We start from the raw sequence: 25,581 nt of genomic DNA, 5'->3' as shown, positions 1-25,581 counted from the left end.
CGCGGACTGTGCTCGCTCCTCCAAGATGGGGTTCATGCTTCCACGGGACAGATGGGGCCAGATGTGGCCGGTGATGTCGTGGTGAGTCCTGGTCTGCCTACGGTCTTGGGTGTGGACGGTTGCGCGGGCAGGGAGCGAGACCTACGTCGGGCGGCCGGGCGATGGCCGACCGAGCGGGTACTCGCGGTCCTGAAGTCGTTCGTGACCGTGGTGACCTGGCCCGGTCGGTGATGAGCGACCGCGAACGGCGTGCCGCCGGGGCTGGAGGCGTACGGGAGCAGCGCGACGACCGGAAGCGGGTGTTCGACCGGAGGTTCGCCAGGGCGGTCGGGCGGCTCGGACACGCCGAGGCCGCGGTACGGCTGGCCGGGGTGTACGCGATGGCGGGCCTGGCCGACGAGTGGCGGGACGGCCGGCAGAGCTGCATCGACGAGCTGTGCGCCTACCTACGGACGCCCTACCAACCTTCCCCGCAGGGGGGACCGGCGGCCGAACAGTTGACATTCGGCGGCAGGCAAGAGGTCCACCACACCATCATCTCGATCATCACCGCACATCTGCGCGACAACGCCCGTGTCTCCTGGCGAGGCCATGACTTCGACTTCAGCGGCGTTCGCTTCGACGGAGGCGACTTCAGCGGCGCGATGTTCTCCGGCGGCACGGTCGACTTCCAGAACGCGACGTTCTCCGGTGCTGCCGTCGACTTCAGCGGCGCGACGTTCGCCGGCGCCGCCGTCGACTTCACCCGCGCGGAGTTCTCCGGCGCTGTCATCGACTTCACCGGGGCCACCTTCTCCGGCGGCACCCTCCTTTTCGTCGCAGCGGTGTTCTCCGGCGGCGCCGTCCTCTTCACCGGCGCGGAGTTCTCCGGCGCCACCGTCCACGTCGTCGCCGCGGTGTTCTCCGGCGCCGCCGTCGACTTGAGCGACGCGACCTTCTCCGCCGGCACCGTCGACTTCGCGGGCGCGGAGTTCTCCGGCGGCACCGTCCATTTCGCGGGCGCGGAGTTCGCCGGTGCCACCATCGACTTCCGTGGCGCGGAGTTCTCCGGCGCCATGTTCCACTTCACCGGCGCGGCGCTCTCGGGCGGCACCATCGACTTCGCCGGCGCGGAGTTCTCCGGCGGCACCGTCCACTTCACCGACGCGACGTTCTCCGGCGCGGCGGTCCACTTCACCCACGCGACGTTCTCCGGGGCCACCATCGACTTCACCGACGCGACGTTCTCCGGTGGCCGCGCCGCCCTCGCCGCGGGCATCGCCGCGAACCCGCCCGCAGGACTACTGCTGCCTCCCGCGTAGCCCCGCGAACTCAACGACCAGACCGTCCAGGGTCGTGACGCTGCGGGTACAGGGCGCTGGGGTCAAGGGCGAGAGCGGCCTTGACCTGCCGGCTGGCGTCGTCCACCAGGATCTCCAGCGCTCCCGCCTGGACGCCGTCGAGGGCGGCTCGTACGACGTCGGCGGGGTCCAGCTTGTCCACGTCGTAGGCGGCCATCATGTCGGTGTCGACCGAACCCATGTGCAAGCCGGTGACCAAGGTGCGCTGACGGGCCAGTTCCAGGCGTACGCCGTTGGTCAGCGCCCATTGTGCGGCCTTGGCCGACGAGTACGAGTTCGCGCCGTCGTAGGAGAACCACGACATGGCCGACAGTACGTTGAGGATCGCGCCGCCGCCGTTCCGTTCCAGCACGGGGGCGAACGCCCGGATGGTGCTCAACGACCCCCAGAAGAGCGTCTCCATTTCCAGCCGGAGCCTGTCCAGGTCCCCGTCGAGGTAATTCTGGTGTGCCGAGAAACCGGCGTTGTTGACCAGCAGCGTGACGTCTGTGGCGGTGCTCGCGGCGGCCGCGACGGACGCCGGGTCGGTGACGTCCAGCGACAGAACCTGCGCGCCGGCCACGTCGACGCGTTCCGGGTCGCGGGCCGTGGCGTACACCTTGGTGGCGCCGCGCTCGAGCAGCTGCTGCGCGAAGTGGCGGCCGATGCCACGGTTGGCGCCGGTCACCAGCGCGATCGCACCCTTGATGTCCATGGGTTCTTCCCCTGTTCCTTGCCGTTGGGTGAACGGCGCCCACGGTAGGAGCTGACGCTAGTGTCAAGGGCAAGCGACAATCGGCGTGGATCAGAGGGAAGGACCGAAGTCGTGCGTATCGGTGACGTGGCGACGGCGGCCGGCGTGAGCACGCGGGCGTTGCGCTACTACGAGGAGCAAGGGCTGTTGACCTCGGAGCGAAGCCCCAGCGGGCAACGGCACTACGGCGACGACGCCGTGGAACGGGTCCGGTGGATCCAGACCCTGTATTCCGCCGGTCTCAGCAGCAAGGTCATCACCGGCCTGCTGCCCTGCGTGCACACGGGCGTCGCCACTGAGGACATGCTCGCTCGCCTTGCCGCCGAACGCGACCACCTCGACGCGCAGATCCGGGACCTCACCGGCACCCGGGAGCGCCTCGACGGCATCATCACCGCGGCGGGCGACCCGGAAGAGGAATGCGTCCTTTCCGAGAACGGCGCAAGGTGACCTGACGCCCTTCTACGAAGACCGGTACGACTTTCTCATTGCGCGTCAGCGCGACTGCCGTAAAGCGTCGGAAGCGTCACCTAACTGATCGGTACTTCCGCCGGCGGCCGGGTGCGCACAAGGCTTACGGCACCGTGACGTCGGAATCCCAGGGATTCGTACAGCTGTACGGCGTTCGTGTTGGACGCGAGCACATGCAGAAATGGTGTCTCGCCACGCTCCAGGATGCCGGCCGCGACAGCCAGCACCAGCCGGGTCCCCAATCCCCGTCCGCGCCAGTCTGCGTCGGTGCAGACTCCGCTGATCTCCGTCCAACCCGGAAGGTGCAGTCGTTCACCGGCCATCGCGATCAGACGCCCGCCAATGCGGATGCCCAGATAGGTACCCATCTCGATCGTGCGTGGCAGGAACGGGCCGGGCTTGGCGCTCTCGGCCAGAGCGAGCATCTCCGGAACATCGGCCTGGGTGAGCCGAACGGCCTCCTCGTCCGGCGCGGCGGCGATCCGGTCGCCGATGAGCCGGAGCACGATGCCTCGCGTCACGATCTCCCAGCCATCCGGCGGCTCGACCGCAGGGCCGGTCAGCGTGACCTCCCTGCCCTGGCCGGCGAGTGCCGCGATGTCCCTCCAGTCGGCGTCACCGGGGGAGTCCGGCAGCGCCATGAAGGGTGACACGTCCAACGGGTAGCGCAATGCGTTCCCACGTCGCTTCGCGAAGTGCGCGTGCGGCCCGGTCAGCGCCGAGTGGACGCAATTGTCCAGTGGATGTGACTGTCCCATTGGAAACCAATCGAAATCGAGTTGTCAGCGGCGGGTTCGCGTCGGGCGGGCCGGTGCAGGGCCCCGTAGCCAGCCCAGTTCACTGACCGAACTGCTCCGGGTGGATAACGTAACACGCCCCAGTTCACTGAGTGAACTGGGGCGGTACGGTGGAGACATGACACTCCCCAGTACCTACGCGGACCGCAACTGCTCGCTGGCGCGAGCGTTGGAGGTCGTCGGAGAGCGGTGGACGCTCCTCATAGTCCGCGATGCGTTCTTCGGGGTTCGTCGGTTCGGAGACTTCGTCGCTCAGCTGAAGATCCCTCGCGCCGTCCTGACCAGCCGGCTGAAGCTCCTCGTGCGAGAGGGCGTGCTCGTACGTGACGGTGACGCGGCCGGAGGTGTCGAGTACCGGCTGACGGCCAAGGGCGTCGCACTGTGGCCGGTCGTGCGGACTCTCATGAACTGGGGGGACGCCTTCTACTCTCCGTCCGGTGTGAGGCGCGCCGTCCGCCACGATCAGGACGGAGGTCTCCTTGACCGTGACGGACGCTGCCCAGCGTGCGGTTCGGTCGTCCCGGTCCCAGAGATCCGGATCGAGCCCGGACCTGGGTTCGATCCGACGGACACCGATCGCGACCCGGTGTCCAACGCGATCAACACACCACGACGGCTCCTCGAGCCGATCCTGCCACCACGCACACTCCCGGCCGGCGAAGGCGAACTCAACACCACGTACGGAGCCGCGGGCTCATCCGCCTCGAAGTCCGCCTAAGGGCCTGCCGCCGCCACGCATCCCTCCGTACACGACACGGTGGCATCACCGAAGTGCTCTGACCGGCCGGAAGGCTCAGCAGTCGGTCTCGGGGGCCAGGGCCTCGCGTTGGGCGGTTCGGGCGACGCGCGTCAGGAGAAGGCGTAGTTGCCGGCTGTCGGCTTCGTCGAGGTCGGCGAGCAGGTGCCTTTCGGCGATGGCGAGGCGGTGCTGGGCGCGTTCTAGGTGGGCGCGGCCCTCTTCGGTGATCAGGACCTGGCGTGCCCGGCGGTCGCGGGGGTCGGGTCTGCGGGTGATCAGCTGACGCGCCTCGAGGTCGTCGAGCAGGTACGTCGTTACGGTGCGGTCGAGGTTCACCCGCTGGGCGAGGGCAAGCTGGGAGGGCGGCTCGCCGGAGGCCAGGGCGACCAGGACCAGGTAGCCCCGTGGCCCACCGGGCAGGTCCTCCACGGAACTCGTGGCCACTCGGCCGAAGGCCGAGGAGACCATGCGGATGGCCCACCCCAGATCCAGCTCGAGTCCGGTTTCGCCGGTGGTGACCCGCGCGTCGGCGCCGTCGGCAGCGGAAGGTGAAGCGCTCACGCCGTCAATGTAGCGCATCTATGCGGTACGACAGATGCTCTTGCGAGCAGAACATCTGCCGGGCATAGTTCCTTTACGGGGGCCGGCAGGCCGGCAGCAGAGGTGCCCGGCCGTGCGCAAGCCCTCTGGCCACGTCGACTGGAAGTGAGGTCGTTATGAGTGCCACCCCGCTGGAGGGCAGTACCGCCCTGGTGACCGGAGCAACCTCGGGTATCGGCCGTGCCGTGGCCCGGCGTCTGGCCGAACAGGGTGCGGAGGTCGTCCTGCACGGCAGGGACCGCGCCCGCGGCGAGGCCCTCGTCAAGGAGATCGCGGAGGCGGGCGGATCCGCGCGGTTCGTCGCCGCGGACCTTGCCGACGCCGAGGACACGCTGCGGCTGGCCTCGGAGGCGGGGGAGGTGGACATCCTGGTGAACGCCGCGGGGGTCTACGTCTTCACGCCCACCGCGCAGACCGACGCCGCCGGCTTCGATCGGCACATCGCGGTCAACACCCGAGCCCCGTTCCTGCTTGTCGGCGCTCTCGCCCCGGCCATGGCCGGGCGAGGACATGGCATGGTCATCACGATCGGATCCAGCGCTGCCAGGACACCCGCGGCGATCGGCGCCGCCCACGGAGCCTCCAAGGCCGGCGTCGAGATCCTCACCCGCTACTGGGCCACCGAGTTCGGCGGCAGTGGGGTGCGGGTCAACACCGTCTCACCCGGTCCGGTGAGGACCGAAGGGACCGTCGCCATGCTCGGAGATCACATCGCCGCACTGGACCAGGTCAACGCACGGGGCCGGGCGGGCGAGCCCCGCGAGATCGCCGAGATCGTGGCCTTCCTCGCCGGTCCCGCGAGCAGCTACATCAACGGCGCGATCCTCTTCGCCGACGGCGGCGAGGTCAGCACGCTGCCCGGCTGAAGGAGATCCTCATGAACGCGCGTCCGTGCCTGCCTCCGTGGGGAATTCCTCGATGCCGAGGACCCGCAGCAGTTCCACCCGTTCTCGGGTCTCGGGGTCCGCCGGGGTGAGCACGACCAGTTGCTGTCCCTGGTCGGGAGTGACCAGGGTCTCGCAGTCCATCACCAGGCGGCCCACCCGCGGGTGCAGCATGGTCTTGCGGTCGGCGCGCCGGACCGCCACCTCGTGTTCGCTCCAGAGCCGGAGGAAGTCGGCACTCTCGGCCTGCAGGCGTTCGATGAGTCCGGCGACGGTGGGGTCGCCGGACCGGCGGCCGGCGGTCGCGCGCAGGTCGGCCACGAGCCGGCGGGTGTGGTGCTCCTGCTCCTCGGGCGGGTTGACGTCGCGGGTGGCCGGGTCGGTGAACCAGCGGTATACGGCGTAGCGCCGGTCGCCGGAGAAACCGGTGTGGTCGCCCGTCAGCAGGACGGCCGCCCGGTTCTGGGCGAGGACCTCTCCCAGGTCGGACAGCACCATGGCCGGGGTGTCGCCGAGCAGGTCGAGCATGCGTATCAGGCCCGCGCGGGCCAGGCGTGCCACCCCCTCGGCGGGCGTGGGCTGGTGGCCGGCCAGGTGGAACAGGTGGTCGCGCTCGTCGTCGGAGAGGCGCAACGCCCGGGCCAGCGCGCCGAGCAGCTGGGTCGAGGGCTGACTGCTGCGGCCTTGTTCGAGGCGTACGACGTAGTCCACCGACATGCCGGCGAGCATGGCCACCTCTTCGCGGCGCAGGCCGGTGGTGCGGCGCCGGGGGCCGTCGGCGAGGCCGACCTCGGCCGGCCGGATCGCCTCGCGCCGGCGGCGCAGGAAGTCGGCGAGCTCGTCACGTCGCATGAACCCATGGTCCCTCACGGCGGGCGAACCATCCAGGGAGCGGCGCTCCCATGATGAACGCTCCGCTTTCGCGAGTCCCGGCCCGGCCGCAAGGTGGGGGCGACACCGACGACGAGGGAGAACACCATGCGGCTACGAACCCTGGGCAGGACCGGCCCGGCCGTCTCCACGCTGGGTCTGGGTGCGATGGGCATGTCGGGCGCCTACGGCGAGGCCGACCGCCCGGAGAGTATCGCCACCGTGCACGCCGCGCTGGAGGCCGGCGTCACACTGTTCGACACCGCCGACTTCTACGCCATGGGCCACAACGAGTTGCTGCTCGCCGAGGCCCTGCGCGGCCAGGACCGGGACGGCTACCAGCTGAGCGTCAAGTTCGGCATGCTGCGGGAGCCGGGCCCGGGGTTCGGCGGGTTCGACGGCCGTCCCCAGGCGGTGAAGAACTTCCTGGCCTACTCGCTGAGCCGGCTGGGCACCGACCACATCGACATCTACCGGCCCGGCCGGCTGGACCCGGCGGTACCGATCGAGGAGACGGTCGGCGCGATCAAGGAAATGATCGACGCCGGGTACGTACGCCACCTCGGCCTCTCCGAGGTCGACGCGGCGACGATCCGCCGGGCGCACGCCGTGCATCCGGTCTCGGACCTGCAGATCGAGTACTCGCTGATCTCTCGTGCGGTGGAGGCGGAGGTTCTGCCCACGCTGCGGGAGCTCGGCATCGGCCTGACCGCGTACGGCGTCCTCAGCCGCGGTCTCATCTCCGGGCACTGGTCCGCCGGCCGTACTCCCGCTCCCGGCGACAGCCGCGGCTTCAACCCGCGATTCTCCGGGGAGAACGTGGAACACAACCTGTCCCTCGTGGAAGCCCTGCGCCGGATCGCCGAGACCAAGGGATGCACCGTCGCCCAGCTGGCCATCGCCTGGGTCGCCGCACAGGGCCAGGACATCGTGCCGCTGGTCGGCGCCCGCACCCGTCAGCGACTGGCCGAGGCACTGCCCGCGACGGAACTGGACCTCACCACCGCCGACCTCGCCGAGATCGAAAAAGCAGTGCCGCCGGGTGCGGCGCGGGGCGACCGGTACCCCTCTGCGTTCATGTCCGGCCTCGGCGTGGGGAACTGAGCCGCAGGCCCGAGGCTCGGCGAGCCGGCGTCAGGACTGCTCCGGCGTATCGGGGGTGAGCAGTCCGCGGTTGAACGCCTCGGCGACCGCCGCGGCGCGGTCGCTGACCCCGAGCTTGGCGTAGATGTTCAGCAGGTGGGTCTTGACGGTGGCCTCGCTGATGAGCAGCTTGGCCGCCGCGTCCCGGTTGATGGTCCCGGCCGCGACCAGTTTCAGGATCTCGAGCTCTCGCCGGCTGAGCGGCTTGGTCTCGGGCTCACGGACGCGGCTCATCAGCCGGGTCGCCACCGACGGCGAGAGCACCGCCTGGCCGTGGGCCGCCGCGCGTACCGCTCGCAGGAGCTCGGCGCGGGGAGCGTCCTTGAGCAGGTAGCCGGTGGCACCCGCCTCGATCGCCGGCAGGACGTAGCTGTCGGTGTCGTAGGTGGTCAGCACCAGGACGCGGGCGGTGATGCCCTGCCTGGCCAGCTCGGTGATCGCGGTCAGGCCGTCCATGCCGGGCATCCGCAGGTCCATCAGGATCACGTCGGGCTTGAGTGCCTTGGCGAGCCGTACCGCCTCGGCGCCGTCATCCGCCTCACCGAGCACCTCGAAACCCGGGTCGCGCGCGAACATGCCGCTCAGCCCGTCCCTGACCACGGGGTGGTCATCCGCGATCAGCAGCCTGATCGGGGCGCCGGTCGCGTGGCTCATGCGCCGGCTCCGGCGGGCGCGGCCGGGATGCAGGCCGAGATGGCCGTGCCGGCACCGGGTTCCGACTCGACCTGGAGCGTCCCGGACAGGCTCTCGATGCGCTGCCGCATCGCGACCAGACCGAACCCGCCACCCGGCACGTGCGCGTCCGTACGCCGCGGGCCGTCATCTCCCATCTCCGGCGGATCGCCGCCGTCGCCGAACCGGTCCGGCTCGAAGCCCCTGCCGTCGTCACGTACGTCCAACGCGACCTCGTTCTCCATGTAGGACAGTGTCAGCCCGACCTTGGTCGCCCGCGCGTGCCTGGCGACGTTCGCCAGTGCCTCCTGTGCCGTACGCAACAGCGCGACGTCGGCCTCCGGCGGCATCGGCCGTACGGTGCCGGTGGTGGTGGCCTGGACCACGATGCCGTGCAGCGCCGACCAGCGTTCGGCGACGGCGGCCAGCGCCTCGCTCAGCCGCGCCGTCTCCAGCGGCTCGGGCCGCAGCGCGTGGACCGACCGGCGCGCCTCGGACAGACTCTCCCTGGCCAGCCCGGTCGCGGCCCGAACATGCCGGCGCCACAGCGCCGGATCATCGCCGAACTGTTCGGCCGCCTGCAGCTGGGTGACGACCCCCGTGAGTCCCTGCGCCAGCGTGTCGTGGATCTCGCGCGCCATCCGCTGCCGCTCGTCGGAGACCCCGGCCTCCCGTGCCTGGGTCAGGAGCTGCTCGTGCAGACCGGCGTTCTCGGCGAGTGACGCCTCGAGCCGCCGGTTGGCCTCGTTCACTTCCGCGAGGGCCTGCTCACGGAGTTCGTCGTGCTCCTCGCCTTTTCGGCCGAGCCAGGCCAGGCCGCACATCGGAACGATGTTCACGACGAGGATGGCCAGGTAGGCGAGTACGCCGAAGGCGCTCGCCTTGGGTATGGGCGAGGCCTGCGCGGTGCCCGCCACGATCGCCACCCCACTGACGGCGGCCAGCTCCGACGGCCAGGACAAGAACCTGTAGGAGTAGAAGTAGCCGGCGGGCGTGAACAGCCCGAACCAGGGATCCCTGATCACCAGGATCGCCATGAGCACGATCAGCACGCCGATGAACAGACCCATCGCCCGCGGGCGTTCCCGCCAGGCCGGATGCAGCGTGAACATCCACAGCATCCAGGCCGCCGTCAGCCCGCACAGCGCGAGATCGATGACGAAGGGGTCACCGTCGGACCGCCTGATCGTCACCGTGACGCCGGTCAGGATCGCCAGCAGTACGTAGGGCACGACGGTCACGAGCGGAAGCAGTCGCCGGTTCCATTCGTCGTGCCCGGAGTGCCGCATCGGATTGCTCATCTGCATCCTTCCCGTTGCGACCTATTCCCAGCGGAACAATTTAGCGGCGGCCAGCCCGAACACCACCGCGTACGCCGCCGTGACCAGCAGTTGCTGCGCGTGCGGCCAGTGCCCCCCGGACGCCCTCTGCAGTGCCTGGACCGCCGGGCCGAGCGGGGTGCCGTGGCTGATGTAGCGCAGGACCTTGGGCATCTGGGCGATGGGCACCCACAGGCCGGCGAAGAACATCATCGGGAAGAACAGGATCGTGCCGATCGCCTGCGCGGCCCGCCCGCTCCCGGCCGTCGCGGCGACGAACAGGCCGACCGCCATCAGCGCGGCGGCGGCGAGCAGTGCGGCGACGACGAACCCCACCGGCTGCTTGGGCAGGGGCACGTCGTACGCGACCCTGCCCACCACGAGGATCGCGATCACGGTGACCACGGTGACGGCGAAGTTGACCGCGAGCTGGGCGGTGAGCAGCCGGACCGGGCCCATCGGCGTCGTCTGCAGGCGGCGCAGGATGCCCTTCTCCCGGTAGCCGGCCAGCACCATCGGCAGCGCGCTGAGCGCGAGGATCGCGATCGTGAACGCGATCAGGACAGGCACGTAGATCTCGAGCGTGGTGGCGCCGCCGAAGTCCTTCTGCGGCTTCCTGAAGGAATGGATGCTGCCGAAGATGATCAGCAGGAGGAGCGGGAACCCGACGCCCCAGATGGGCCCGACCCGCTCGCGGATGAAGAGCCTCAGCTCGGTGGCGGTGAGCCGTCCGAGCCCGGAACGCGACGCCGCCGCCGGCGGTGCTGCGGTGGTGGTAGTCATGATCATTCCTCCTAGTTCTGGGTGGGGCGGCTCTGGCTCGGGTGCTGCCCGGTCTCCGGCTGCCGGCCGGTCAACGCGACGAAGGCGTCCTCCAGGCTGGCCTGCTCCACGCGCAGTTGCCGCGCCACGACGTTGTTGCGGGCCAGCACGGAGGTGACCGCGTTCAGCGCGTTGTCGTTGCCCGTGACCATGACGACATCGCCCTTGTGTACGACCCCGGTGACGTCGGGCAGGCTGGTCAGCAGGCTGTCGTCGAACGGCACGGACGGCCGGAAGCGGATCCGCTGTTCGATCTGGACCCGCTCGGTCAGCCCGGCCGGGGTGTCCACCACGGCGACGCGGCCGGTGTCGATCAGTGCGATCCGGTCGCACAGCCGCTCGGCCTCCTCCATGAAGTGGGTGACGAGCACGATCGTGACGCCGCGGGAACGCACGTCCTCGATCAGCTGCCAGGTGTCGCGCCTGGCCTGCGGGTCCAGGCCGGTGGTCAGCTCGTCGAGCACCGCCACCCGCGGGTTCCCGATCAGTGCGAGCGCGATCGAGAGCCGCTGCTTCTGGCCGCCGGACAGCTTCCCGTACCTGGTCGAGCTCTTGCTCCCGAGCCCGAGCGAGTCCATCAGCGCACGCCAGTCCGCCGGGGCCCGGTAGAAGGAGCTGTAGAGCGCGAGCGCTTCCCCGACCCTCAGCCGGTCGGGCAGCTCGCCGTCCTGGAGCTGCACGCCGAGCCTCTCGGTCAGTTCGGCCCGGTCCCGCCGCGGGTCGAGGCCGAGCACGCTGATCTCGCCCCGGTCCGGCCTGCGCAGCCCCTCGACGCATTCCACCGTCGTGGTCTTGCCCGCGCCGTTGGGTCCGAGGATCCCGAAGATCTCCCCCTCCTCGACGGTGAAGGAGACATCGTCGACCGCCACCGTGTCCCCGTAGCTCTTGTGCAGGTTCTGCACCTCGATCACTGCTGGCATGCGGTAGCCCTCCCGGCATTCCGGTCCATCGCGGTCATCTGCCTTCAGCCTCGCGGAATCCGCCATGGCGCGGTATCGGTCGCGCGGTGAGACGCCGCAGGTCAGGGACTGAAACAGCGGATGGTCCGTACGGTTGAGGCGATCCACCGATCGGTTGACCCGCGAGCGGCGGCGTACGCGATCGGCCGCCCGCTATGTGTCAGTGCCAGATGATCGGTCCGAGGTCGTAGTAGCGCTCGAAGCTCGGTGCCCGGTCGCTGGGGTGCTGCGCGTTCTGGCCGTACGGCGGGTTCATGTAGTGGATCTCTCGGAGCGGGTAGGCCGACACCCAGAACTCGCACGTCACCCATCGGGCGTCCTCATGGTCGAACGCGTCAGGGGAGTGGGTCTCCTCGCAGCCGGGCAGTGTGCCGCCGCTCAGGAGGACGTTGGCCGGCCCGCCCCCGCTGCGCCGGGCCTCGAAACGGGGGACGGGCAGTTGCATCGGGTTGCCGCTCTCGTTCGTCATGACGATCTCGGCGGAGTACGCGGTGCTCCTCTTCAGCACGGCCCAGCCGGCGGGGTCGAAGGCTCCCTCGACTCTGGAACCGGGGGCGTGCCGGATCCGCCGCACCACGATGCCCAGCACGCCGTCGGTGTAGCTCTTGCGCAAGGCGTTGTAGTCGCGGACCGGCACGATCGCCTTCTGCCCGAACCGGAGTCGTGTGCCCGGCCGGGTCATCTTCCCGGTCACCCGTAGCGGCTGGGTCGGCACTGTCGTCGTCGAACCGCGCGGCGGTGTCAGAGTAGGGGCGGGGGGCGGTCCCGTGATGGTGGACGTGGTACTCGGCTCCGCGGTGCCGTCTCCGCCGGAACAGGCCGCCAGCAGCAGACCGGGGACCAGAGCGGCGGCCACCGCTTCGATCCGCCGGCGCGACATGCGCGGCGGCCGGTCACCCGCACGCCGGGAGAGGCTGCTCATGCATGCATTGTCCCGGCGCCCGCCGGAAACGCGCCCGAAAACCCGAACCCGATCGCGACGCAACGGGATCAAGGCACAATTCCTCGGGCGCGCGACGGCGGTCACTCCCCGGCTTCGGCCTCGTCCGCGTCCAGGAGGCGTGTGAGGAGCTCGGTGAGTCGCCCGAGGTCGTCGGCCGGGAGGGTCTCGATGGCCGAGGGCGGGCGCAGCAGGATGGCGTCGGCGGTCGCGATGGCGTCCCGCCCGGCGGCCGTCAGGGTGACCAGCTTGCGGCGCCGGTCGTCGGGGTGCGGGCGGCGTTCGACAAGGCCGTGAGCCTCCAGCTTGTCGACGATCAGGGTCGCGTAGGGGGCGTCGACGCCGTTGGCCTCCGCGAGCCGGCCAAGGGTCGCCGGTCCGTCGCGGAGCTGGAAGAGGATTTTTCCCCGGCCGCCGCCGAGACGGAATCCGAGCGCCTCGGCGAGCTCGCCCCGGCGGTTGTGAGCCTCGACGAAACGGTGCATGAGGGCCCATGCCTGCTGGACGGGATCGGCTGATCGTCCCGAGGAGCCTGCCATCGGTCGCTTCTCCCGTGCCCTTCAGTACCTCGGCGGCCCAAGCCGCCGAGTCGTGTGCCCGGCCTGCCGTAAGGCCGCGTTCACCACGCTACCGTCCGGCCGAGGTAGTCGACGTAGTGCAGACCTGGCCTGCCCTGGAGGGCGTCGAGTGTCTTGACGACGTTCGGGATGCTCTCGTCGATGCCGAACCGGGCGTTCGGGCCGCCGAGTTCGGTGCGTACCCAGCCCGGGGCCATGAGGACCAGGGTCCGGCGCTCCCCGCTGTGCCGTGCCGCGTAGCTGCGCATGAACGTGTTGAGCGCGGCCTTGCTGCCGCGGTACACCTCGTGGCCGCCGCGCTCGTTGTTGGCCACGCTGCCCTGGCCGGAGGACATCACCGCGATCATGCCCGCGGGTTCGACAAGGTCCTGGAGCGTCTCGACGACGCGCAGCGGGCCCAGCGCGTTGGTGACCATGACGCGGTTGAACTCCTCGGTGGAGGTCTGCGCCACAGTGCCTTCCGGCTGGTTGGTGACACCGGCGTTCACGAAGAGCAGGTCGAACCTCCGGTCCGCCAGGCGAGTGCGCAGCGCCGTGATCTCAGCGGGTTCGGTGATGTCGACGGTCTCGATCTCGACCTGCCCCGCGTGGGCGTCGGCGAGGTCGTGCAGACCGGTACGGCCCGAGCCGCGCACGGTGCCCATGACGTACCGGCCGTCCTGGGCCCACTCCTGGGCCAGCGCGAGGCCCAGACCACGAGACGCACCGATCAGCAGCACTCGCCTGTCCGGGGATGATTCAGAGTTAGTTATAGACATAACAATGATTATGTGTTGTATAACTAATCTCGTCAAGCCGGAGGCGCGTTCCTAGGTCGGCGCTCCGCGTACGTGAGTCCGCCGGTGATCAGGCCTGACCTGCGAGGGCCTGGCCATAGTTCTCGACCGCCATATAGGGCCGCAGGTGCGCGTGGCGGCTGCCGACCGCGATGTCCCGCCAGTACCGCTGCAGCGGGTTCGCCGCGGCGAACCCGCTCGCCCCGTGCAGGTCGAGCATCAGCTCCACGGCGGACCTGCAGTCCTGTGCGGCGTCCGCGAGGTCGAGGTGCAGCCGTGCGCTGTCGGCCCCCGTGACCCCGGCCGCATCGACGGCCCGTGCGGCGGCGAACATGGTGCGGTCGGCGCGGTCCACAAGAAGAGTCGCCTCGGCCAGCCACTGCCGCGCCGCCGGTGAGTCGCCCATCCGCGCGTACGCCGTCATGGACGGCTTGCGGTCCGATGCGAACATCGCATTGGTCACGTCGAGCGCACCGCGGGCCGCGCCGGCCACCGGGGCGAGCACCGCGATTCCGTAGAACACGAGCGTGGCGGGCACGGGCGGCCGCACCGCGGCCGTCAGCCCGGCCGGGACCAGCACGTCCCGCGCCACGAGGGTGTGACTGCCGGTGCCACGCATCCCGGCGACGCGCCAGGTCCGCTCGACGGTCAGCTCGGCCGTGGGAATCACCGCGTACGTGTACGTCCCGTCGATCAGCACCGCGAGTCCGGCCCAGGTCGCGTCCTCGCAACCGGAGACGTACGGCCAGCGGCCGTTCACCCGGACACCGTCCGGCGTGCGCTCCCCGGAGCCGGAAGGTATGCCGGATCCGCAGGCGAGCGCGTCCGGGTCGGCGAAGAGGTCGCGTGGCACCGCGTCGCCGAAGGCCTCGGCGGCGAAGGTCTTGGCGGTCAGGCAAGTACCGGCGATCCATGCCGTGGATGGGCAGTACCGGCCCAGTTCCGCCAGGCGGCCGGCGACGGTCGTGGCGTTCGCCCAAGCCCCGCCGAACCGCTCGGGTGTCCTGAGGGCGAACGCGCCGTGCCGGCGCACCACCTCGAGGTTCTCGGCGGTCGGGCGGTTGTGCCGCTCGGTCTCCTCGGCGGACGCGAGGAGGGTACGGGCCTGGTCGTTCTCGATGGTTTCGGTGGTCACGTCCAGTTACTGAACCAGCCGAAGGGCATGCGGACCATGCACGATCGGTCCACCTTCATGCGCGTTCGTCCCAGGTGAGGCGGGTGCGGCCTACCATTTGGGCGTGGACATGATCAGCGAGGTGATCGGCACCATCCATGCCGGCAGCGCCCATGCCCGCCGGATCACCGAGTCCGGCGCGTGGGGCGCCCGTTACCCCGCCTTCGTCGGCGTCGGCTTCCACGTCGTCCTGGGCGGTTCCGGCTGGCTGATCACCAGAGACGGCGAGACGACCGCGCTGAGGGCGGGCGACATCGTGCTCGCGCCGTACGGGTCCGAACACGGGCTGAGCCACGCGCCGGGCGCGCTCGCCACGCTGCCTGTGGCGCCCATGGGCGCCGAGCCGCCGAGCCGCGGCCCGTACGACTTCGACTTCCTTTGCGGGTGCTACCGCGTCGACCACGGCCAGATCCACCGGTTCCTGCGGGAGCTCCCGGACGTCGTGGCGATCTCGCCCGACTACGAACGTCACCCGGAGCTGCGGGCGCTGACGGACCTGCTCGGCGACGATGTGTCCCAGGCCAGGCCGGGCGCCGGGGCGACCCGGCCCGCGCTCGTCGACCTCATACTCGTCCACGCCCTGCGCCAGTGGCAGGAACAGTCCGGCGACGAGGCATGGCCGACGATCACCGATCCGGGAGTCGCCGCCGCACTGCGAGCGATCCACGGTGGGCTGGACGAGCAGTGGACGGTACGGCGGCTGAGCGAGATCGCCGGCATGTCGCGCACGACGTTCACCCGGCGGTTCACCGCCCTGGTCGGCAAGCCACCGATGACGTACCTGATCGGCCGGCGACTCATGTACGGCGCGGGGCTGCTGCGCGCGACCCCCGTGCCACTGGCGACGATCGCCCGGCAGGTCGGCTACTCGAGCGGATTCGCCTTCGCGAGCGCGTTCCGCCGTGAGTACGGCGTCTCGCCGGGGCGGTTCCGGCAGGACATGCGGTCCGCCCGTTACGCGTGACGGCCGAGCGCGTCGTCGCCCGTGGTCTTTCTGACCGATGGGCCGCTCAGCCGAGAACGAGCGGGAGCTTCGCGGCGAGATCGCCCAGCGCGGACTTGTCCGCGTCGGTCGGCGTACGGCGTCCGGTGCCGATCAGCAGCGCGTCCTGGTCGGAGAACGAGGTGGGGAACGGGGTCGCGGCGATCTTCTCCAGGGACGCGCGTGCCGCGGCGAGGGTCTCGGCGGGCGGATCGGCGGCCGACGGCAGGTACGCGATCAGGTCGAGGTGGTGCAAGGTCCATTCGAGCACGTACGCGGACAGGTAGTCGCCGGCGGTCAGTACCTCGTCGCGGGTGCCGACGCGGACGGAGGGATCGGCGAGCTCCGCGGCGCGGCCCGCGGCGGAACCGACGTCGTCGAGGTGGAACTTGAGCAGACGCGGCTCGCCGTACGCGGCGGCCAGCCGGGGGATCAGCGCGTCGAGCGGGTCCTCGCCGGTCGGGGGTTCGACGAGGTTCCAGTAGGTGACCGCGTCCACGGTCGGTTCGGCCTCGTCGGGCGTGACCAGGGTGATCAGAACGTCCTGGGCGTCGATGACCAGGTGGCACACCAGGTCCCGCACGAGCCAGCCGGTACAGCCGGACGGCCGCTCGAAGTCCTCGTCGGCGAGCTCGGCGACCGCCGTGCGCAACGCCGACCAGGAGCGTGAGAAGAGGTCCACGGCGGCACCGTAATGGCGGCCGGAGCGGCGGACAAGCGCATGCCGGCTCGGGTACCTCGGTGTACGGCCCAGGCTCAGTCGAGAAACCTTCCCAGTTCGCGGTTGAGCCGCTCGGGGTGCTCTGTCGGCATCGAATGGTGTGACACGTCGGGCAGGACCGTGCTGACCACGTGGGGCACGAGCTTGCGGGCGTTGGCGGACACCTTGTGAATGTCGTGCGCCCGGCTCTTCTCGGCGAGTAGGAGCAGTGTCGGGACTTTCGAGGCACGCAGACGGTCAGGGTCAGGCCGGCGCGGCAGGACGATTTTCGCGCTGGGGAACCGGCGGCCGGCGCATACCAGCTTCAGCCAGTCCGGATCGACTCGCATTCCTGCGGTCTCCCACGTGATGAAGGCGCGCATCCGTTCGGGGCTCGGCCTGACGAATATCGGCACGGAACGCAGGCGGTAGCTCATGCTCAACCCGGCGAAGCAGTCGGTCGGGTCGAGCAGCGCGAGTTTGCGCACCCGCTGCGGCGCGTGAAGGGCGAAATTGAGCGCGAGCCAACCGCCGTAGGAGTGGCCGCACAGGGACGCATCGTCGAGGTTCAACGCGTCGAACAGGCCGTCCAGCCAGTCCATGAAAGCGGCCCGGCCGTCCACCGGGCGTCCGTCGTCGACGCTGCGGCCGGCGTCCCCGATGAGATCGACCGCGTACACGCGATGGGTGCGGCTCAGCTCGCCCACAATGGCGAACCATACGGTCGACGTGGCGCCACGCCCATGCAGGAGCACCAGAGGCTCGCCGTCGCGCGGTCCGCAGACGTTGACGTGAGTCGTGCCGAACGGCGACCGCAGGCCGACCGGCTCGACGGCGACCGGCCACCGGGCCAGAACGGCGTCGTATGCCGCGAGGTACTCGGCTTGCCCCGGCCACGTCTTCGCGGCCGACTCGGTGCGGCGCGTCGGTGTCCGGTCCCCAGCCATTTGATCACCTAGCTCGTCGAGTTATCCGCTCATCGGCATTTTAAATGACACGTGCGGAAAGCCGCCGACGGCCCACCCGTTGCGGTTCGCGCGACAATGCGGAGCGCCTTTGCCGCCACGAACCACACGTTCATCTCCGTCGCGCTGCGGCCTCACGCCGAAGGCGAATGGAGGACGAATGCGCAAAGAGCGATCAGGCAGACCGCGGCGGAGACCAGCAACGACCACCCCATGTCCACGGTGACGAAGGCGCCCATGATGGCGACGCCGAGGGTGGCGCCCATTTGACGGACGGCGTTGAGTACGCCGCCGACCGAACCGGCCGTACCGTTCGGGGCGGCGTTGACAATGGCCGCGACCAGGGCCGGCAGAGCGCAGGAGACGCCGAATCCGGTCAACAGCAAGCCCAACGCCAGCAAGGGATAGCCACCCGCGGCAAGGATCGTGATGCCGAGCGTGGCGCCTCCGGCGGACAGCAGGGTCAGGCCGGCCATGATCGGCAGGCGAGGTCCGACGCGGGCCACGATCCTGCCGGTGAAAGGAGGATTGGCGGCGAAGGGAATCGTGAGCGGCAAGAACGCCAGTCCGGTCTCGAAAGGGCTCAGGTGCCGCTCCTGCTGGAGCAGCAGCGGGAGTACGAACAGACCCCCGGTGAGCGCGAAGTTCACCGCGGCCCCGGCCAGCAGCCCGGCGCGCACCCCGCCGGCCCGGAGTAGCGCCCGGTTCAGGACCGGGCTGGAGCTGCGCCGTTCCAGGACCCGGAACATGGCGGCCGACGTCAACGCTCCTGCCGAGGACAAGAGGGCGTGGATCCAGGAGCGGGAGCCGGCGGCGATCAGCGCGTCGGTGAGCAGGGCCAGCACCATGGCGGCCGCCAGCTGCGCGAGCCAGTCGATGCGGCGCTCATTCCGCGGGCCGGTCAGCGCCCGGCCCAAGGTCAGCGACAGCACCGCCACGCCGATGGGCACGTTGACGAGGAAGGCCGCTCGCCATCCACCGGCCTCGACCAGAGCGCCGCCTGCGAGCGGGCCCGCCGCCACCGCCGCGCCGCTGATCGCCGCCCAGATCGAGATGGCGCGAGCGCGCCGAGCCGGGTCGGGGTAGAGCTGCGCGATGATCGCCATCGAGGCCGGTACGCAGGCCGCCGCGGCGACGCCCAGGACCGCCCGCAGCGCGACCAGGGTCCACAGGTCCGGTGCGAACACGCTGAGCAGGGAGGCGAACGTGAACACCGCGATGCCGGATCGGAAGACCCGGTGAGCACCGTGGCGATCGGCCACCGCCCCCGCCGAGAGCAGAAGCGCGGCGAACGCCACGGTGTACCCGGTCGTCGCCCACTGCAGCCCCGCGACCGAGGTGTGCAGGGACGCGGCCAGATCCGGTTCGGCGACCGACAGGACCGTCGTGTCCAGCAGCACCATGAAATAGCCGAGGGAGACACCCAGCAGCGCACGGGCACTGACACCCGGCGGGCTCGGGGCCGCCCCGGTGGACGATCGCAACAGGGTCATGACAGCTCCCGAAGGGATGGGGGTTCGACGCGGCCTACTGTGCGTTCCGGCAGGCCGGGAGCTCCACCGGCATCACCGCACGACGCGTTCGGAATTTCCGAACGCCGAGGGTGGTTCGCCGCACTGTGGAACTCCGCCAGCTCAGAACCTTCGAGGCGGTCGTGCGGCATCGCACGGTCACCGACGCCGCCGCGGCCCTCGATCTCGCGCCATCGTCGGTCTCGCAGCAGATCCGGACACTCGAGGGCTCACTCGGCGTACCACTGTTCGTACGCGAGCCCAAAGGAATGCGGCTCACCGCCGCCGGAGAGCGCCTGCGGGTATGGGCACGGCGCCTGCTCGAACAGGCCGAGCGGGCCTACCACGACGTACGCGAAGAACGCCGCGTGCTGCGGCTGGGCGCGCTGGAGACACTCGCCGGCTTCTACGTGCCGCGGGTACTCACGCGGCTAGCCGAGCGACGGCCCGACATCGATGTCGAGATCCGTTCTGACCGCGCTCGCGACGGGCTGCTGGCCGACGTGGTCCACGGACGGCTCGAAGCAGCGCTGCTCCTGGACTCCGGCCAGGACGTCGGCGACCTCGGCTTCCCGGCCCCGGCCGAGCCACTGGCCTTCATCGACCTTGATCCGGTCCCACTCGCGCTCGTCGCCGCCCCTGGCCATCCCCTTTCCACTCGGACAGGCCTGACACCTGACGACCTCGAGCACGAACGACTGCTGGTCAACGTGCCCGAGTGCTCGTTCTGGATGGCCGGGAACAAGATCCTGGGCCCGGCCCCCGAACGAATCAGAGCGGGCGGAGTCGCGGTCATGCGTGCCTGGGCCGAGCACGGACTCGGGATCTCCTTGCTGCCCGGGTTCGCGGTGGCCGACAACCTGAGCTCCGGCACCCTGGTCCGGCTGGATCTCCCCGTCCCCGACCTCAGCCTGCGGCTGGTGTGGCGAGAGGACCAGGAGTCCCTGCCAGGCATGCGCGACATCCTGTACGCCGCCGCGCGGCCCTGAGCGGCCGTCGGTTACGGAACCGCGCGGAGCCGGCCGGTGTGCCCGCGGCGGAGCCGGTCGATGCTCCGTGCCGTCCCCTCGTCCGCGGGGAGGAGAACGACCAGTTGCTGTGCGTCGGAGGAGAGGTCGAGCGTCTCGCGTAGCAGCCGTAGCTCGTGCCCGGATGGGTGGTTGAGCCGGAGAGTTCCCCGTGGCGGGACGATGTGGCGGTTCACGCGTCGCGTGAAGTCGGGCCCGGGGATGGGCGCGAGATCCGCGGTGAGCCACTCGGAGTTCGCCAGGGAGGGCGCGAGCCACAGGTCGAGGCCTGCTCGTCGGCCACGTCGTCCCAGTCGGCGAAGAACGTCCGGGCGCCGGGGTCGGTGAAGACGTAGCGCGTGAGGTTCGGCTTGTCGGCATCGAGCAACCCGATGCCGTCCATCACCAGCCCGTAGCCGCTGGTGTAGGCGAGGACGTCGCCCAGCCGGTTCGTCACCACCGCGATCCCCGGCTCGAGGAGACGGAGTGTCTCCAGGACAGAGGGCCGGACGTCACGGCGCGATGGTGCGGGCCGGGTGTGGGCGGAACACTCACCACCGGTGATCTTCGTGAGATAGCGCAGGTGGTCGCGCTCTGAGGGGGTGAGGCTGAGCGCGTCGGCGAGCGCGTTCACGACCGCCACCGAGGGGTTGCGGTCGCGGCCCTGCTCGATGCGGGTCAGGTATTCGACACTGACGCCGGCCCGGCCGGCCAGATCCGAGCGTCGTAGACCAGGTGAGCGGCGGCGGCCACGCTCCGGCAGCCCCAGCGAGTCCGGCTGGATGCCGTCGCGCTTGGCTCGGATGAAGTCACCCAGCGGCGTACCCATGCCGTGAGCGTACGGCGCCGCGCTCGGATCGTGGAGTGCTGTGGGTGGCCTTGTGGGGGCCAGCCTGAGCACGGTCTGGCTGTGGCCGTACGCCGGGTCGATCGTGGGGGCATGGATGAAAAACACAAGTTGGCGATCATCATCGGAAGCGTCCGGGAAGGACGGTTCGGTCCATCGGTGGCCTCGTGGGTCGCCGATCGGTCCCGTACACACGGTGCGTTCGATGTGGACGTCGTCGATCTGGCGGAGGTCGAGGTCCCGCTGACCCTTCCTGCGGTATCACCGAAGTACGCCGGTGACGGCTACCCGCGTCCGGCCGGGATGGCGGCACTGACGTCGGCACTGGATCGCGCGGACGCGTTCATCGTGGTCACGCCCGAGTACAACCACAGCTATCCCGCCTCGTTGAAGGCGGCCATCGACTGGCACTTCACCCAGTGGACGGCCAAGCCTGTCGCCTTCGTCAGCTACGGCGGCGCGGCGGGCGGCCGCCACGCCGTGCTGCACCTGGAGAACGTGCTGACCGAACTGCACGCGGTGACGATCCGCGATGGTCTGGCCTTCCCGAACTACTTCACGGCGTGGCAGGACGGGCATCCGCTCGACCCTGAGACCTCCGGGTACGCCAAGACGTTGCTCGACCAGCTGGCCTGGTGGGCGGGCGCGCTCCGGTCGGCGCGCGAGGCCGCTCCTTACCCGGCGTGAAGAAGGCCGTGCCGGTCAGGCGAGGCCCGCGTCATGGGCGAGGAGCGCGATCTGGGTGCGGTTCTCCAGGCCGAGCTTGGTGAGGATGCTGGAGACGTGCGCCTTCACCGTCGTGATGCCCATGGCGAGCTCAGTGGCGATGTCCGCGTTCGTACGGCCGTGGGCGATGCTGACGGCCACCTCGTGCTCGCGTGGGGTGAGGGCGGCCAGCGCGGTGCGGGCCCGTTCGTACGCGCCGGCGTGGGTGATGGTGCGCTCCATGAGCCGCCGGGTGATGCGCGGGGACAGGATGGGTTCCCCCGCGGCCACCCGGGTGACCGCCTCCACGATCTGCGGGGGTGAGGCGTCCTTGAGCAGGAATCCGCTGGCGCCGGCGCGCAGCGCGTGCAGGATGTTCTCGTCGGCGTCGAAGGTGGTCAGGACGATCACCTCCGGTGGGTGGGCGCGGGCGCGCAGCCTCCGGGTCGCGGTGATGCCGTCCACGTGCGGCATGCGCAGGTCCATGAGGACGACGTCGGGCGCATGGGCGTCGGTGGCGGTGATGGCCTCGTTGCCATCGGCGGCCTCGCCGACCACGGAGATCTCCGCGGCGCCGTCCAGCATCATGGACAGCCCGGCGCGGACCATGGCGTCATCGTCGACGAGAAGCACGCGGATCACGCGGCCATGGTAGCGATGCGTGCAGCCGGAACTGCCCATCGATGATCTCGTGATCCAGCTGCCCGCCGGCCAGCCGTACCCGCTCGGTGAGCCCGACCAGGCCGAGACCGCTGCCCGGCACGAGGGGGGCCGACTCCGTAGCGGGCAGCGGATTGCGAATATCGATCAGCAGGTCCGTGCCCGGGACGCCGCCGACCAGCACGTCGACCGGCAGGCCGGGCGCGTGTTTGCGCGCGTTGGTCAGCCCCTCCTGGGTGACGCGGTACGCGGTACGGGCGACGGTCGGCAGGAGGGTGGCGACGTCGCCGGCCTCTTCGGACAGGCGTACCGTCTGGCCTGCCCCGCGTGCCTCGGCGACCAGGTCGGGCAGGTCGGCCAGCGTGGGCTGGGGGCGCAGGTCGTCGTCCTCGTTGTCCTCCTCGCGCAACAAGACGATGACCTGGCGCAGCTCTTCCAGCGCCTGGTGCACCCCGCCGCGGACCACCCCGGCGGCGCGAGCGAGCTGTTCGGGGGAGGAGTCCGGGCGGTATTCCAGCGCCCCGGCGTAGGTGGCCAGCAGCGACAGCCGGTGGGCCAGCACGTCGTGCATCTCCCGCGCGAGCGTGTGGCGTTCGGCCATGCGGGCCTCGGCGACCCGCCTGCCCTGTTCGGCTTCGGCTCGGCGGGCACGTTCGTGCAGGGAGATGAGCAGTGCGCGGCGGGAGCGGGCCAGCGCACCCCAGCCGACCAGCGCACCGTACGTGACGCTGACCAGCAGCAGCCACCAGCCGAGAGAGATGCCGGAAGGCCGTCGCCACAGTCCCCGGACCACGTGGGCCGCGATGCCCACCGCCGCCACGGCCACCGCGACGGGGAGCCGCCTGCGCTGGGCCACCTGGAGAGCCCCCACCGTCGCCGCCGGCGTGGCCGCCGGAGAGACCGCGGCGAGAACGACGGCGGCGAGGGCCCCGGAGACCGGCCACCACAGCTGGGCGACCGCGACGAGCACGCTCACCACGGCGACCGCGACATCCATCCCCAGCAGGGATCCGCCGCCCCGCCCCACCAGAGACACGGCGCTCAGCGCGCCCATCACGAGGACCACGCTTGCCACCGTGACCGGACGCGGGGATCGGATCTCACTCATCGGCCCAAGCTAGCTCCCTGTACGGCAGTGCCGTCACCTACCAAAGTCGGACCCCGGTCCCACCGGGGCAGGACACGGCGCGACCGCGCGCCCGATGTGGCGGGCCGGCCGTACGGGTGAAGCTGTGCGGCATGAACACCTCGAGCAAGAGAATCCTCACCGTGATCGGCGCCCCCGCAGCAGCCTTGGCCACCTGGGTCCTGGCGGTGCCCCTGGCCGGAATCACACTCACCGCACGTACGGGCACCGGCACGCAAGCGGTCGGACCGGTGGCGATCGTGGTGACGAGCCTGCTGGCCGGGCTCGCGGCCTGGGCGCTCGTGGCCATCCTGGAGCGATTCGTGGCCCGGCCCGGCCGCATCTGGATGTTCAGTGCTCCGGCCGTGTTCGCCGCGTCCCTCAGCGGCCCGCTCGGCAGCGGCGTCGGAGCCGCCGCGGTGCTGGCGCTGGTCCTGCTGCACCTGGTCGTCGCCTCCGTGCTCCTCCTCGGGCTGATGCGCCGAGGAACCCGCCCTGCGAACATCTGACCACCCTGATCCTCACCGAGCTCTGGACGCCGGCCGCGCTGGTCCCCCCGGCGCGGCCCCGGCCGTGCTTCCGCCTCGGCCTGACCATGAACGAGCTGCCCTTCGTGGCGTTCGCCCGGCTCACGGCCGCCACGGTCCTGCTCTCTGCGCCCATGGCACCCCTTCGCCACCCACTAGTCTTCTCGGGTCATTCGGGAGGGTACGGAGTGGTCTGGCACAGAACCGAGGTCGACGGAGTCCCGGCGTACTGGGCGGAGGGCGACGAGGACCAGCGTCGCGTCTACCTCGCGTTCCGGGTCGGCCTCGCCGACGAGCAGCTCGCATGGCGGGGGATCACCCACCTCGTCGAGCATCTCGCGATGCACGCCGTCGGCGGGCCCATTCACGACTCGAACGGGCAGGTCGGCGCGGTCACGACGGTGTTCGCCGCCCATGGAGCCGACACGGGGACCGCCGACTTCGTGACCGGGGTGTGCCGGGCGCTGCGCGCGTTGCCGTTCGACCGGCTCGAGCGGGAGAACCAGGTTCTCCGTACCGAGGCCGGCACTCGCGGGGCCGCGCTGACGGACCCGCTCGTGATCTGGCGGTATGGCGCCGCCACCTACGGACTGCCGGCGTACGACGAGCTCGGTGTCGGGCGGCACACACCGGACCGGATCGCGGCGTGGGCCGGTCGATGGTTCACCCGGCGGAACCTCGTCCTCGTCTTCGCCGGCGGCCCCCCTCCGGCGGATCTCACGATCGACCTGCCCGAGGGCGAGCGCATGCCCCCGCCCGAGCCGTCGTCGGCGCTGCCGGGAACGCCCGCCTACTTTCGGCAGCCGGGCGGCAGCGTCGCCATGACCTCGGTGGTGCGGCGATCCACGGCCGCCCAGGTGTACTCCGTGCTCCTCCGCAACCGGCTCCACCGGAGCCTGCGCCAGGAGGCCGCGCTCAGCTACACCCCGGGCACGTCCTACGACGCGCGTGACGGGCGGTATGCGCATCTCACCGCGTACACGGACGGTCTCGCGGAGAACCACGACCGGCTGCTGTCCGCCTTCCTGCACGAGATCGAGCTTCTCGCCGACCACCTGACCGCGCCCAAGGAGGTCTCCGACGTCGTCACGCGCGTGCGCGCGGGCCGCCGCAAGGCATCGGCCACGAGCCGGGCGTACGGCAACGCGCTGCGCGAACTCCTCGGCGCCGAGCCGTACACGGACGCACACCTGGAGAGCGACCTGGACACCGTGGACACGGAGGTGGTCCAGCGTACGGCCGTCGAGGTCCTCGACTCAGCGGTCGTGATGGTGCCGGGATCCCGCGCACCGTCGGCGAGATACCGCCCGGCGCCCAGGTTCTCCAGCGGTGGCGTGGACGGCGAGGCGCTGCGCAGCACCAACGCCCCGGTCGACTCGTCCCGCCTCATCGTCGGCGCCGATGGCGTGAGCCTGTTCCGCGGACCGCGGCCCCTCACCGTCCGCTTCCGCGAATGCGAGGCGATGCTGGCCTGGCCCGACGGGGCACGGCGACTGATCGGCCGAGACGGCTTCCTCCTGACGGTCGAACCCACGCTCTGGACGCGCGGGGCGTCGCTCACCGCCCGGCTCGACGCCGGGGTCCCCGCCGACCGGGTCGTGCCCATGCCGCGGCGGCCCGCCGGGGAGATCCCGGTCGCCCGGACGAGCCGGTACGAGCGGGTCCGCGCCCGGTTCAAGCACTGAGAACCCGGCGAGACCGTGCGGCTTGGCGGCGCCGCGTGGGTCTTCGATA

General features: G+C 70.6%; 29 protein-coding genes. 10 read left to right on the top strand and 19 right to left on the bottom strand.

Annotated features, from left to right (window positions below; genetic code table 11):
- Positions 1-230: 230 nt before the first annotated feature.
- Positions 231-1,301, top strand: a complete 1,071-nt coding sequence (locus FB559_RS10030; RefSeq protein WP_185792121.1) for a pentapeptide repeat-containing protein — start codon at positions 231-233, stop codon at positions 1,299-1,301.
- A 10-nt stretch (positions 1,302-1,311) separates the two neighbouring features.
- Here the strand turns inward: FB559_RS10030 and FB559_RS10025 are convergent, their stop codons facing one another.
- A complete protein-coding gene (locus FB559_RS10025) occupies positions 1,312-2,034 on the bottom strand; it encodes an SDR family oxidoreductase (protein WP_141955360.1) in 723 nt (240 codons plus the stop codon).
- A gap of 111 nt (positions 2,035-2,145) precedes the next feature.
- Between FB559_RS10025 and FB559_RS10020 the strand changes: the two genes are divergently transcribed.
- Entirely contained in the window at positions 2,146-2,523 is a 378-nt protein-coding gene (locus FB559_RS10020; protein WP_141955359.1) for a MerR family transcriptional regulator, read from the top strand.
- Between the two features lie 80 nt (positions 2,524-2,603).
- Here the strand turns inward: FB559_RS10020 and FB559_RS10015 are convergent, their stop codons facing one another.
- Positions 2,604-3,197, bottom strand: coding sequence for a GNAT family N-acetyltransferase (locus FB559_RS10015; RefSeq protein WP_246121491.1), 594 nt, complete (start codon positions 3,195-3,197; stop codon positions 2,604-2,606).
- 262 nt (positions 3,198-3,459) lie between these two features.
- Between FB559_RS10015 and FB559_RS10010 the strand changes: the two genes are divergently transcribed.
- Positions 3,460-4,059: a winged helix-turn-helix transcriptional regulator gene (locus FB559_RS10010; protein WP_141955357.1), complete on the top strand. Its 600-nt coding sequence runs from the start codon at positions 3,460-3,462 to the stop codon at positions 4,057-4,059.
- Between the two features lie 75 nt (positions 4,060-4,134).
- On the opposite strand, the gene FB559_RS10005 is transcribed toward FB559_RS10010, so the two are convergent.
- Positions 4,135-4,641 carry a MarR family winged helix-turn-helix transcriptional regulator gene (locus FB559_RS10005; RefSeq protein WP_221639941.1) on the bottom strand — a complete coding sequence of 169 codons (507 nt, stop codon included), beginning with the start codon at positions 4,639-4,641 and terminating at the stop codon, positions 4,135-4,137.
- A 155-nt stretch (positions 4,642-4,796) separates the two neighbouring features.
- Here FB559_RS10005 and FB559_RS10000 point away from each other — a divergent pair, with 155 nt between their 5' ends.
- The gene (locus FB559_RS10000; protein WP_141955355.1) at positions 4,797-5,546 is read left to right on the top strand and encodes an SDR family NAD(P)-dependent oxidoreductase; all 750 of its coding nucleotides are present in this window, start codon (positions 4,797-4,799) and stop codon (positions 5,544-5,546) included.
- 9 nt (positions 5,547-5,555) lie between these two features.
- Here the strand turns inward: FB559_RS10000 and FB559_RS09995 are convergent, their stop codons facing one another.
- Entirely contained in the window at positions 5,556-6,416 is an 861-nt protein-coding gene (locus FB559_RS09995) for a helix-turn-helix transcriptional regulator (protein ID WP_141955354.1), read from the bottom strand.
- Between the two features lie 126 nt (positions 6,417-6,542).
- Between FB559_RS09995 and FB559_RS09990 the strand changes: the two genes are divergently transcribed.
- Positions 6,543-7,538 (top strand): aldo/keto reductase, encoded by a 996-nt coding sequence (locus tag FB559_RS09990; RefSeq protein WP_141955353.1) that lies wholly within the window; start codon positions 6,543-6,545, stop codon positions 7,536-7,538.
- Between the two features lie 30 nt (positions 7,539-7,568).
- Here the strand turns inward: FB559_RS09990 and FB559_RS09985 are convergent, their stop codons facing one another.
- From FB559_RS09985 to FB559_RS09950, 8 genes are all read right to left on the bottom strand, one after another.
- The gene (locus FB559_RS09985; RefSeq protein WP_141955352.1) at positions 7,569-8,231 is read right to left on the bottom strand and encodes a response regulator transcription factor; all 663 of its coding nucleotides are present in this window, start codon (positions 8,229-8,231) and stop codon (positions 7,569-7,571) included.
- Positions 8,228-9,550 carry a sensor histidine kinase gene (locus FB559_RS09980; RefSeq protein ID WP_246121489.1) on the bottom strand — a complete coding sequence of 441 codons (1,323 nt, stop codon included), beginning with the start codon at positions 9,548-9,550 and terminating at the stop codon, positions 8,228-8,230. Before FB559_RS09980 ends, FB559_RS09985 begins: the two co-directional genes overlap by 4 nt.
- A gap of 21 nt (positions 9,551-9,571) precedes the next feature.
- The gene (locus FB559_RS09975) at positions 9,572-10,351 is read right to left on the bottom strand and encodes an ABC transporter permease (protein WP_141955351.1); all 780 of its coding nucleotides are present in this window, start codon (positions 10,349-10,351) and stop codon (positions 9,572-9,574) included.
- Positions 10,352-10,362: 11 nt separating this feature from the next.
- Positions 10,363-11,310: an ABC transporter ATP-binding protein gene (locus FB559_RS09970; RefSeq protein ID WP_141955350.1), complete on the bottom strand. Its 948-nt coding sequence runs from the start codon at positions 11,308-11,310 to the stop codon at positions 10,363-10,365.
- A gap of 199 nt (positions 11,311-11,509) precedes the next feature.
- Complete coding sequence (locus FB559_RS09965) at positions 11,510-12,271, bottom strand: hypothetical protein (RefSeq protein ID WP_141955349.1); 762 nt, start codon at positions 12,269-12,271, stop codon at positions 11,510-11,512.
- 101 nt (positions 12,272-12,372) lie between these two features.
- Positions 12,373-12,828, bottom strand: a complete 456-nt coding sequence (locus tag FB559_RS09960; protein ID WP_221639940.1) for a MarR family winged helix-turn-helix transcriptional regulator — start codon at positions 12,826-12,828, stop codon at positions 12,373-12,375.
- 80 nt (positions 12,829-12,908) lie between these two features.
- Positions 12,909-13,586 (bottom strand): SDR family NAD(P)-dependent oxidoreductase, encoded by a 678-nt coding sequence (locus tag FB559_RS09955; RefSeq protein ID WP_221639939.1) that lies wholly within the window; start codon positions 13,584-13,586, stop codon positions 12,909-12,911.
- Between the two features lie 127 nt (positions 13,587-13,713).
- On the bottom strand, positions 13,714-14,778 hold the full coding sequence (locus tag FB559_RS09950; protein ID WP_221639938.1) for an acyl-CoA dehydrogenase family protein: 1,065 nt from the start codon (positions 14,776-14,778) through the stop codon (positions 13,714-13,716).
- Between the two features lie 109 nt (positions 14,779-14,887).
- Here FB559_RS09950 and FB559_RS09945 point away from each other — a divergent pair, with 109 nt between their 5' ends.
- Positions 14,888-15,781, top strand: coding sequence for an AraC family transcriptional regulator (locus tag FB559_RS09945; protein ID WP_246122409.1), 894 nt, complete (start codon positions 14,888-14,890; stop codon positions 15,779-15,781).
- Between the two features lie 46 nt (positions 15,782-15,827).
- Here FB559_RS09945 and FB559_RS09940 read toward each other — a convergent pair whose 3' ends face one another.
- The 3 genes from FB559_RS09940 to FB559_RS09930 all read right to left on the bottom strand — a co-directional run bounded on the left by FB559_RS09940 (position 15,828) and on the right by FB559_RS09930 (position 18,957).
- Positions 15,828-16,481, bottom strand: a complete 654-nt coding sequence (locus tag FB559_RS09940; protein ID WP_141955346.1) for a maleylpyruvate isomerase N-terminal domain-containing protein — start codon at positions 16,479-16,481, stop codon at positions 15,828-15,830.
- A gap of 74 nt (positions 16,482-16,555) precedes the next feature.
- Complete coding sequence (locus FB559_RS09935) at positions 16,556-17,446, bottom strand: alpha/beta fold hydrolase (protein ID WP_141955345.1); 891 nt, start codon at positions 17,444-17,446, stop codon at positions 16,556-16,558.
- Between the two features lie 152 nt (positions 17,447-17,598).
- Positions 17,599-18,957, bottom strand: a complete 1,359-nt coding sequence (locus FB559_RS09930) for an MFS transporter (RefSeq protein ID WP_141955344.1) — start codon at positions 18,955-18,957, stop codon at positions 17,599-17,601.
- 125 nt (positions 18,958-19,082) lie between these two features.
- Here FB559_RS09930 and FB559_RS09925 point away from each other — a divergent pair, with 125 nt between their 5' ends.
- Complete coding sequence (locus tag FB559_RS09925) at positions 19,083-19,964, top strand: LysR family transcriptional regulator (protein WP_141955343.1); 882 nt, start codon at positions 19,083-19,085, stop codon at positions 19,962-19,964.
- 11 nt (positions 19,965-19,975) lie between these two features.
- Here FB559_RS09925 and FB559_RS46125 read toward each other — a convergent pair whose 3' ends face one another.
- Both FB559_RS46125 and FB559_RS09920 read right to left on the bottom strand, forming a co-directional pair.
- Positions 19,976-20,179, bottom strand: a complete 204-nt coding sequence (locus tag FB559_RS46125) for a hypothetical protein (RefSeq protein ID WP_281286243.1) — start codon at positions 20,177-20,179, stop codon at positions 19,976-19,978.
- Positions 20,176-20,811, bottom strand: coding sequence for a helix-turn-helix domain-containing protein (locus FB559_RS09920; protein ID WP_281286242.1), 636 nt, complete (start codon positions 20,809-20,811; stop codon positions 20,176-20,178). Before FB559_RS09920 ends, FB559_RS46125 begins: the two co-directional genes overlap by 4 nt.
- 111 nt (positions 20,812-20,922) lie before the next feature.
- On the opposite strand from FB559_RS09920, the gene FB559_RS09915 reads away from it, so the two are divergent.
- Entirely contained in the window at positions 20,923-21,516 is a 594-nt protein-coding gene (locus FB559_RS09915; protein ID WP_141955342.1) for an NADPH-dependent FMN reductase, read from the top strand.
- A gap of 15 nt (positions 21,517-21,531) precedes the next feature.
- Here the strand turns inward: FB559_RS09915 and FB559_RS09910 are convergent, their stop codons facing one another.
- Positions 21,532-22,215: a response regulator gene (locus FB559_RS09910; protein ID WP_141955341.1), complete on the bottom strand. Its 684-nt coding sequence runs from the start codon at positions 22,213-22,215 to the stop codon at positions 21,532-21,534.
- Positions 22,148-23,302 carry a sensor histidine kinase gene (locus tag FB559_RS09905; protein ID WP_141955340.1) on the bottom strand — a complete coding sequence of 385 codons (1,155 nt, stop codon included), beginning with the start codon at positions 23,300-23,302 and terminating at the stop codon, positions 22,148-22,150. Before FB559_RS09905 ends, FB559_RS09910 begins: the two co-directional genes overlap by 68 nt.
- A 131-nt stretch (positions 23,303-23,433) precedes the next feature.
- On the opposite strand from FB559_RS09905, the gene FB559_RS09900 reads away from it, so the two are divergent.
- Positions 23,434-23,829 carry a DUF6069 family protein gene (locus tag FB559_RS09900; RefSeq protein WP_141955339.1) on the top strand — a complete coding sequence of 132 codons (396 nt, stop codon included), beginning with the start codon at positions 23,434-23,436 and terminating at the stop codon, positions 23,827-23,829.
- A 206-nt stretch (positions 23,830-24,035) separates the two neighbouring features.
- Positions 24,036-25,532 (top strand): peptidase M16 family protein, encoded by a 1,497-nt coding sequence (locus FB559_RS09895; protein WP_141955338.1) that lies wholly within the window; start codon positions 24,036-24,038, stop codon positions 25,530-25,532.
- The last annotated feature ends 49 nt before the right edge of the window (positions 25,533-25,581 follow it).

The organism is Actinoallomurus bryophytorum (assembly GCF_006716425.1).
GTDB lineage: Bacteria > Actinomycetota > Actinomycetes > Streptosporangiales > Streptosporangiaceae > Actinoallomurus > Actinoallomurus bryophytorum.
Note: the sequence above shows the minus strand (reverse complement) of the source record. Positions and strands in the feature narration are given on the sequence as shown.